This window comes from Brevibacterium sp. S111 (genome assembly GCF_004745075.1).
Lineage (GTDB): Bacteria > Actinomycetota > Actinomycetes > Actinomycetales > Brevibacteriaceae > Brevibacterium.
Window position 1 is genome coordinate 1 of sequence record NZ_RHFH01000030.1, and the last position, 8,083, is coordinate 8,083.

5 protein-coding genes and 1 pseudogene are annotated in these 8,083 nt (G+C 56.8%); 5 read left to right on the top strand and 1 reads right to left on the bottom strand.

The annotated features are described in order from the left end of the window. Nucleotides 1-231: 231 nt before the first annotated feature. Nucleotides 232-2,142 (bottom strand): DUF262 domain-containing protein, encoded by a 1,911-nt coding sequence (locus tag EB836_RS17640; RefSeq protein ID WP_135542745.1) that lies wholly within the window; start codon nt 2,140-2,142, stop codon nt 232-234. Nucleotides 2,143-2,314: 172 nt separating this feature from the next. Between EB836_RS17640 and EB836_RS17645 the strand changes: the two genes are divergently transcribed. The 5 genes and pseudogenes from EB836_RS17645 (at nt 2,315) to EB836_RS17665 (ending at nt 7,975) form a co-directional block, all read left to right on the top strand. Further along, complete coding sequence (locus EB836_RS17645; RefSeq protein ID WP_135542747.1) at nt 2,315-3,445, top strand: hypothetical protein; 1,131 nt, start codon at nt 2,315-2,317, stop codon at nt 3,443-3,445. Further along, nucleotides 3,418-3,786 carry a DUF6363 domain-containing protein gene (locus EB836_RS17650; protein WP_240690156.1) on the top strand — a complete coding sequence of 123 codons (369 nt, stop codon included), beginning with the start codon at nt 3,418-3,420 and terminating at the stop codon, nt 3,784-3,786. Before EB836_RS17645 ends, EB836_RS17650 begins: the two co-directional genes overlap by 28 nt. A 337-nt stretch (nt 3,787-4,123) precedes the next feature. Then, on the top strand, nt 4,124-5,452 hold the full coding sequence (locus EB836_RS17655; protein WP_135542749.1) for a hypothetical protein: 1,329 nt from the start codon (nt 4,124-4,126) through the stop codon (nt 5,450-5,452). A 499-nt stretch (nt 5,453-5,951) separates the two neighbouring features. Beyond that, nucleotides 5,952-6,890, top strand: a pseudogene (locus tag EB836_RS17660) (ISL3 family transposase); the annotation flags it as partial. 230 nt (nt 6,891-7,120) lie between these two features. Further along, a complete protein-coding gene (locus EB836_RS17665) occupies nt 7,121-7,975 on the top strand; it encodes a DUF4145 domain-containing protein (RefSeq protein ID WP_135542751.1) in 855 nt (284 codons plus the stop codon). Nucleotides 7,976-8,083 lie beyond the last annotated feature (108 nt).

Consider the following 8,083-nt stretch of genomic DNA (forward strand, 5'->3'; position numbering starts at 1 on the left):
GGACGCCTCGAGCATCTGCGGGGCATTGGTCTGGGCTTCAGGAACTTCGAGCACTACGTGCTGCGCTGTCTGCTCCACTCCGGGCAGCTATCGGCCCGGGTCAACGCACTCTGAAACCGGAAGAGCCCCTTTGTCCCTGCTGTTTCTCAAAGTGAACAATTCGATTAAGGGCATAGTATTCCTGACTAGCGCAATCCTCGCCCTGGCTGGATCTGCGTGCACTTGGATGCTTCAGACCTCGCTAACCGAGACCGTGGCGACGTCGAGTCCCGCCCCTGGAGTCGATTCGTCGACTGACTCAGTGGCGGATTCGGCCACCTCAGCTTCTTCGAATTGGGACGATTCCTCAACAAGGTACCCTTGCGACACATCCCTCTGTGCAGGCTTCTGCATCGCCGATTCGACCAAACCGAGCAATCTTTCGCGTCGGTCAGAGAAGAAGCCGGCGAAATCGTCGTTTCGCAAAAGGCTGGGGTTGATGCAATGCGAAGTAAGCACTTCATCGACCTGGCCAGCTGAGATCTGTGCATTACGCTCGATGAGATCTAAATAGTGGGACGGAGCTCGAGCGCCGATTGAACGGTTTGTCTTAGCACTGATCGCGGTCTTGTTGACGATCGACTCACGATGTTCTTCGTCGATGTTCTGATCCGTGCACCACTTCTTAGGGAATATATGGTGGATGTCGACCGCTAACTCGCGATGCTGAACTAGGTCCAACCGCTTGTCTTCCATCCAGTCACGTGCTTGATTCTCAAGCAAAAGTGCGTAGATACCTTTGTAGGCGGCAGCGTTTCGTGTGCGCAGGGAATGAAGACGCGACTCGACGAATTGTGAGTCCAGGACGGTTGTCGGAACAGCTGCTCCGTCGATTCCCCTGGCCCAATCGGGAACGAACATGATATCGCGGACGAAACGAGTGTCGGTCGTGCCACCGTAGAGCTCGCCGAGGATTCCGCACCAGAACCATTGGATGATTCGGCCATGCGGTCCGCGCAGGTCTGCATCAGAGCCGAGGATCACCTTGATGACGGCCAGAGGAATCAGCTGTGTGCCATAGGGCAGAAAGCGGGTGTCGAAGATGTGCCGATCGGCGAGGAAGCCTGCAGCCCAGAGGAATGCCTGCCGCAGCGGGTCGCGCCACCGCAGATACTCCGAGAGAGTGATCCTCAGAGCGTCTTCACTGCGGGCGGATACGGCAGTCGGGCGCGTCCGTGTGCCGGTCAGATTCTTCTCTCGTGTGGCAAGGAGGGTCACTGCCCTGAGGAAGTCGGTGTTGCTGACCTCCTGCAGCACCGGTTGGGCTTCGAATATTGCTTGCGTCTCGCGCCAGTCGTCATTGAGGCGGAAGTCCGTCCCATACTCGGAATAGTAGTCGGCGTCGCCGGCGAATGTTGCTGTCAGCAATTCGAAGACATTGAGTTGGAGTCCACCGGTGTTGACCTTCTCGAAGACAGTGGCGACTGCAGATTTCGAGGTGTTGCGGTCCAGCTCGATCGCGGGGATGGAATACCTCAGCGCCGGAGTCAATACTTCCGCGTGGAAGCGTCCCGCCGACTCCTGGTCGACCAGGGCGTACTTGATGATCCACCCTTGACTCTCCACCGGCTGGAACAAGAGATTGAGAGGAAAGTATCCTTGTTCTCTCTGTAGATCTGGTGTCGACAGGTCGAGATCAACATCCCGGTTGAAATTCGACTTGATCATCCCGTCTCCATCAACAGAGATGACGGCCTCATCCATCGATTCTTCGCCGCCCAGCGCCTTGCTGATGCTGACGAAGTACCGCCGGGACATGAGTTTTCCGCGCGCGTCCTTAGTCTCGACGACACCGTCGCCGGTCAACGCCTGGGTTAATGAAGTGAGGCGCTGCTGCCCGTCGAGAAGGAGGTAAGCCGGAGGAGTGTCCTGGTCGAGAGCGACACCTTCGACTGGACGCGGCTTGAAACGGACCTCGTCATTGTTCGTGTCGAGCAACATCACGACCCCCATGGGATGACCGCGAAGAATCGTGACGAGCAGCTGACGGATGCGCTCGTCGTCCCATTTGTATCCGCGTTGGAAATCGGGGAGTTGGATCCTTCCATCAACCGTCCACCCAAGGTACTGATCCAGTGTGTACTGCGGAGTCTGAAATCCCATACAGCGACCTTACATTGTGGGTGGGACTTCGAACCATCGGTATGTGATCGGACGATGCCACTGACGAACTGGTCGATTCCGGACGGCCAATGTGTCAGTTGTTGGTAAAGCCGTTTGGCGAAACCACACCGCCCTACTACTGTCGTCATCAGTTGGGCAGGGAGGAGCAAGGATGCGCATCAAGTTCGAGTGGACCCTCGACCGAGCCCCATGGCAGTCCCACCGCAGGACTCACCGCCCCCACGTCACTACCAGTCCTACCGGCACGACCGTCGTCACCGGCCCGCTCGGTCTCCTCGGCGTTCTGCAGACCCGGCTGGGGACTGCACGATCGGCCGTCAACCGTCCGATCCGCATCGCACAGTATCGGTCACTCATGGCCGAGGCCGACCACCCCTGGTATCGCCGTTCCTTCGCCACCGATCCGTGGAACACCGCCCACCACCTCCTGCGCTTGCGCGACGATGCCGTTGAGGCCGGTTGGCAGCCGAGCTCCGAGACAGAAACCTATGCAGAACATCCCCGGATCGAGGCCCTGGCCGCAGTGGAACGTCTGGTTCGCCTCGGGCCGGCCCACGACTCAGCCGCGTCTCTGGCTCCCGGCAGAGCCGATGACTTGCAAGAGGTTCTCAGCCTCATCCGTCGACATGGACCGAACTGGCCCCTGGGTATCGATACGCTCGAGTTGCAGGACCGCCTGACCGATCTACCGCACACCTGGCAGTACATCGTTGAGGCTCTGCTGCCCGGCCAGAAAGCCCGACTGGGGATCATCCGATCCACCGTGCTCGCCTCCCTGACCTCCCTGTTCACCGCCTTGCAGAACCGCGGCATCACCCTCACCGACACCGAGGCTGACTTCACCCACGTCTGGGAGCTCAGAGTTAATGGCTCGCCCAGAACCGTGGAGCTGGGCGGAATGCGCGACCTCGAAGGAACCTTCGACGATGGGCGACCGGCCATCATCGACCTCAAATGGTCGAACTCAGGCAAGCGGTATCGCACGATGATCGACGAGGACGAAGCCGTGCAGCTGAGCGTCTACTCCCGCACTGCCACGGCCAGCGGCGACGGAAATCCGTTGACCGCCTGCTTCCTGCTTAAGCAGGGACGCTTCGTCTGCACTGACTCCGCTCTCGACCCGGACTTTACCGGGGGCGCCGACGAAACAGATGACGGCGAAACCGACTTCGGCGGTGACCCGGCGGGTCTGTGGCCGCGCCGATTGTCATGCCGCCGGTGCACCTCGATGGGCATGTGTACGTCGACGGTGCAATGGGGGAGGACGGCGGCATCGCCCTGAGCCAGGCACAGAGCAAGGGCTTCGAGAAGTTCGTCATCGTCCTCACTCAGGAGTGCGGCTACAAGAAGGCGCCGCAGAGGTTCCCTGCAGTATTCCGGGGCGTCTTCCGCAAGTATCCGGCACTGGCTGAAGCGTTGCTTACTCGGTGGAAGCGCTACAACGAGACCCGTGAACGCATCTTCGAACTCGAGGCGAAGGGGAAGGCGCACGTCTTCGTTCCCGAACGCATGCCGGTCGATAGCAGCACTTGCGATCTCTCGCGACTGGCTGCCGCTCACCGGATGGGTCTGTCGCAGGCACGGCGGGAGCTGCCGGCGATGCGCGAGTTCCTCGGGTTGTAGACGGATGGTTGACTGATGATCGCGTCTGCGCGTTGTCGTAAGAACTACAATTTTGCAAATTGCTAGCAGACTGGCGAGGGACTGTGGCTTACTCCCGGCGAGTTCCAAAACGAAGAATTGGAGTTGCACTCTTGATGTCCTGGTGGCTGATTGCTTTGGCGCAAGGGTGTTGTAATATGCAGTCTTCGTGATCTGACAGAGCGCGCACGCATGTTTCCCTCAACGATACCCGGTCCGCAACACCCGCGCGAAGTCAACGAATCATCGTCCCAGATTGGTTTTGACGACCGAAACAATCGTGACCGACTCCACGGGTAGCTCGGGTAGTATGTGGGTTATGATGACACCAATCAAAACTGGCGAAGTTTTTGTTCCTGGAAAAGAACCAATTTATACGTATAATCCTCGAGAAACTCTGAATCTCGAGGAAAAATTGAGGGATTACCTGGATGACGGTGGATCGATATTGGTCCTTCTGGGCCCCACGAAAACTGGTAAGACTGTACTTTTAGATCGAGTGGTCGATAATCCGATTTGGATCGATGGCCAAGACGTAAAGTCCCCGGAGAATCTTTGGGAGCTGATCGGTAACGAGATCGAAGCGAAACTTGATACGGATGTCTCGGAGAGTCTAAGTACGACCACATCGTTCTCTGGAAAAGCGAAACTGTTAGTCACTGAAGGCGGAGGGGGTACGAGTGATACTGATTCTCAGTCCTTCGGTTCTCGATATGTTTCGTCGATTGCTCCCACGGTGAAAGATGCTTTGTTGCGGGCGCAGCGGGCTCTCGTTATTGATGACTTTCACTTTATTGACCGAGAAGTTCAGAAAGAAATCGTTAGAGCGGTCAAGCCGTTGGTCTATAGGGGGCTAAGGTCGATTTTCGCGTCGATCACCTATAGGAGGCACGATGTGGCAAATGCGGTTGAAGACATGGACGGTCGAATGGATCTATTAGAGACATCGGCATGGTCGGTTCAGGAATTGATCTATATTGCGCAAGCCGGATTCAGAATACTGAACGTTGAGGACTCTACAGGAGATCTCGAACTAAACTTGGCACATATGAGCTTTGGGAGTCCGCACATTATGCAACAATTGTGTCGCGACCTCGTACGTACTAAAAATTATATTCGAGAAGCGAGGCCCACTATTCAGGCTCTTGTTGCGCCTGAGTCGTGGGATGAATTTTTCGCGCGCGCCGCCAGTGACGCTTCGAGACGGTGGTTTACAAAGCTCCTTCGTGGCCCACAAGAGAAAGGCCAGAAGCGGACCACTTGGCGGTTGAAAGGAGACGGTGCTGGTCTTGATACTTATGGATTGGCTCTAAAGGCCATGGCAAACTGCCTGCCTGATTTAGAGATTACTCGCGACCGTATTAGGGTCGAGATTGACAATCTTGTTGTTGGGAAACCTCCCGAGGCTCACCAGGTCACCCGCACGCTTCAATATATGAGCAGAATTGCCGCTACGCGTTTAGACAACTCTCAACCTTCGGAGGATGAGCTCGACTCTCGAGGCGAAAATGAGGACGAATTCAGCGGAGTGCAGCCTGTCCTCGAATTCATAGAGGACGGGCCCGCTTCGACCGTGCACATCGCTGACCCTTTCTTTGCCTATTATCTTAAATGGGGGTCTGCTTCTCATTTTGGTAATTCAAACTAGTGATAACCATGTGGTGTGGTTGATCGGCGTATCGCTGGACGACCTGATCGTAATTCAGTAAAACTGTAGGGCTACTAGATTGAGGACTGTAGATCGTTACATTTACCGTCGGCTTGTACGTGCCGGTTCTGGGAATCCGTATTCGAAAGCGCCTCTAGATTGAGCTGGTGTGTCAGTTCGTGACTACGTGGAGTCTCGTTCTCATCGGTTGACGAGCATCAAACTTTATAACTTTCTATTTCCCGGCTTGATACTTCAGTGCTCACCCGGTTCTATGCACTAGCTCTTTCATTTCTGAGTTCTCGGCATTTCACATACTCAGTTTCGTATAAAGGAACTTTCAGGCGCGTGCGAGTCTCCACAGCGATAGTGTTGGCAGCGTTTTCGGCTCTTCATAAATAGGGCGGTGCAGAGGACCTTGATCGAGGGGCGAAGGAGTACGGGGCCTTGGATGCAATGATGTAGGTGTTCAAGACTCCATCACGACCCAAGGTCCCTATTGCACAACTTTACCCTGCCCTGCCTCGACACCACACTCTCCCTGGCTGGTCTCGGGCTCACCGCGATCGGACAACACCACTCGGGCAGGCATCTGACCGTGCTGTGTCTGCTCACCGGGCAAGACGATTCTTGCCCGGACTGCGCGCAGCGAGGTCTCGTCCGGGCGACACGGATCCGCAAGCTCATCCATCCACCCACCGGCCTGACTGCGGTGACCTTGGCAATCAGGATTCGTACTTACACTTGTTCTGACTGCCGCCGGCGGTGGTCCCAGACGCCGGCACGAGCCTGTGTGGGGCGGTCGAAGCTCTCCCGCACCGCACGTCTGTGGGCGCTGAAGTCGGTCGTCATCGACAAGATGAGCATCCACGTCATCGCGAAGAACCTCGCCACCTCGTGTAACACCGTGTGCTCGGCCGTCCTCGACCTCGGCCGCAAGCTCCTGCTCGCCGATGCCTCCCGACTCGATGGTGTGTCCACGATCGGCGTCGATGAGCACTGCTGGTCCCATCGCGGCATCGACCGGTGGGTGACTGTGATCTCACGTCCCGGCCGCCACGATTGCTCAACATCGTCCCCGGCCGCTGGGGTGAGGCCTTCAGCAACTGGTTGGCCGACCAACCCGATGAGTTCAGGGCCGGACCCGATCACGTCGCGATGGATGCCTTCGCTGGGTACAAGAAGGCCGCCACCGACGTGCTGCCGGAGGCAACAACGGTCATGGATCCGTTCCATGTGGTCGCTCTTGTCGGAACGAAGCTCGATGAGACCAGGAGGCGGCTACAGACCGAAATCCTTGGACGTCGGGGTCGCCCAAGACACGATCGCCGCTTACGCTGCGACGCTGAAGAAGGGCAAAACGATCATGACCAGGCTCATCGACACGCTGGCGTCAACGATCCCGGAAGAGCTGAAGGAGCTACGCAGCCTGCGGACGAGGACGGGACTGGTACGTTCCCGTTGCAACGTGACATTACTCGGTGAGATTGAGCGTGCATGTTCCTATATAGTTGGCTTAGGTATTGGACATGGGTTCTATAAGCGGCAGAGAAGCTGCTTAACGGGCACGTAGTGGAGTTCCCGACGGGTCTTATGTCACCGAGCAAAAAGTAGCTGCGACTCGCGGCCAAGTCCAAGATGGTTATCTAGCGAAAGGAAGTTCGTGAAATGGGCGGAAACTTCACCTACTTGAAGGGTCCGTTCCCTTCGCTTGCAACACTAGGCAATCTCGCCGAGGCATACCGGCAGTCTGACCCGAACTCTTCTCTCATGAAGCTGGGCCTGATCGGCGAATCAATATTGTCGATGGTGTTCAAATTCGACAATGTGAAGGAACCTGACGACAACAGAGCCGTTGCTCGTATTGACGCACTCCAGCGCGAGGGGTTACTTCCCAAGGACGTCGTGGATGTTCTCCACCTTCTGCGTAAAGCACGCAACAAAGCCGCTCACGATGGGTGGGGCGACGAAGCAACTGCAAGTCAGTTCCTTCCCGTAGTGCATTCGCTTACGGGTTGGTTCGCCACAACGTATGGCCCTGTAAACCTCACCGTTCCCGAGTACGTGCTTCCTGCTACCGGTACTACTGGACCCGACGCCCAAGTATTGGAGCAGGACGAGATCGCGCTGATTGCTGCCGACGAAGAGAAAGCTCAAACGGCACCCGCAGTCACGAAGACTGCACGACGCGAGCGTAGCGAAAAAGCGGCAAACCAGCGCCCCCGCACTGAGGCTGAGACACGCCTATTGATCGATGAACAGCTGCGACAAGTCGGCTGGGAAGCTGACACTGAAACGCTGCGGTATTCGAAGGGGACACGACCACAAGCTGGCAGGAATATCGCAATTGCCGAATGGCCGACAGATTCGGCTCTCGCGAACGGTGGTACACGCGGTTTCGCTGACTACGCACTCTTCGTTGGCAAACAACTCGTGGCCGTCGTCGAGGCGAAGGCGACTCACACGGACGTTCCTTCGGTTTTGGACTACCAGGCGAAGGACTATGATTCGTCCTTGGTTTGATGGAGGGTATGCGGTTACCCAAGAAAGGACTACCCTCAACACATCATGCCTACCTCGAAATATCTACCAGAAGTACGTGAACGAGCTACCCGGCTGGCTCTCGAGGCC

Excerpts from the sequence above, each read along its gene's own strand:
- EB836_RS17665 (WP_135542751.1), top strand. The coding sequence starts at position 7,121 with ATGGGCGGAAACTTCACCTACTTGAAGGGTCCGTTCCCTTCGCTTGCA.
- EB836_RS17655 (WP_135542749.1), top strand. The coding sequence starts at position 4,124 with ATGATGACACCAATCAAAACTGGCGAAGTTTTTGTTCCTGGAAAAGAA.
- EB836_RS17645 (WP_135542747.1), top strand. The coding sequence starts at position 2,315 with ATGCGCATCAAGTTCGAGTGGACCCTCGACCGAGCCCCATGGCAGTCC.
- EB836_RS17650 (WP_240690156.1), top strand. The coding sequence starts at position 3,418 with ATGGGGGAGGACGGCGGCATCGCCCTGAGCCAGGCACAGAGCAAGGGC.
- EB836_RS17640 (WP_135542745.1), bottom strand. The coding sequence starts at position 2,142 with ATGGGATTTCAGACTCCGCAGTACACACTGGATCAGTACCTTGGGTGG.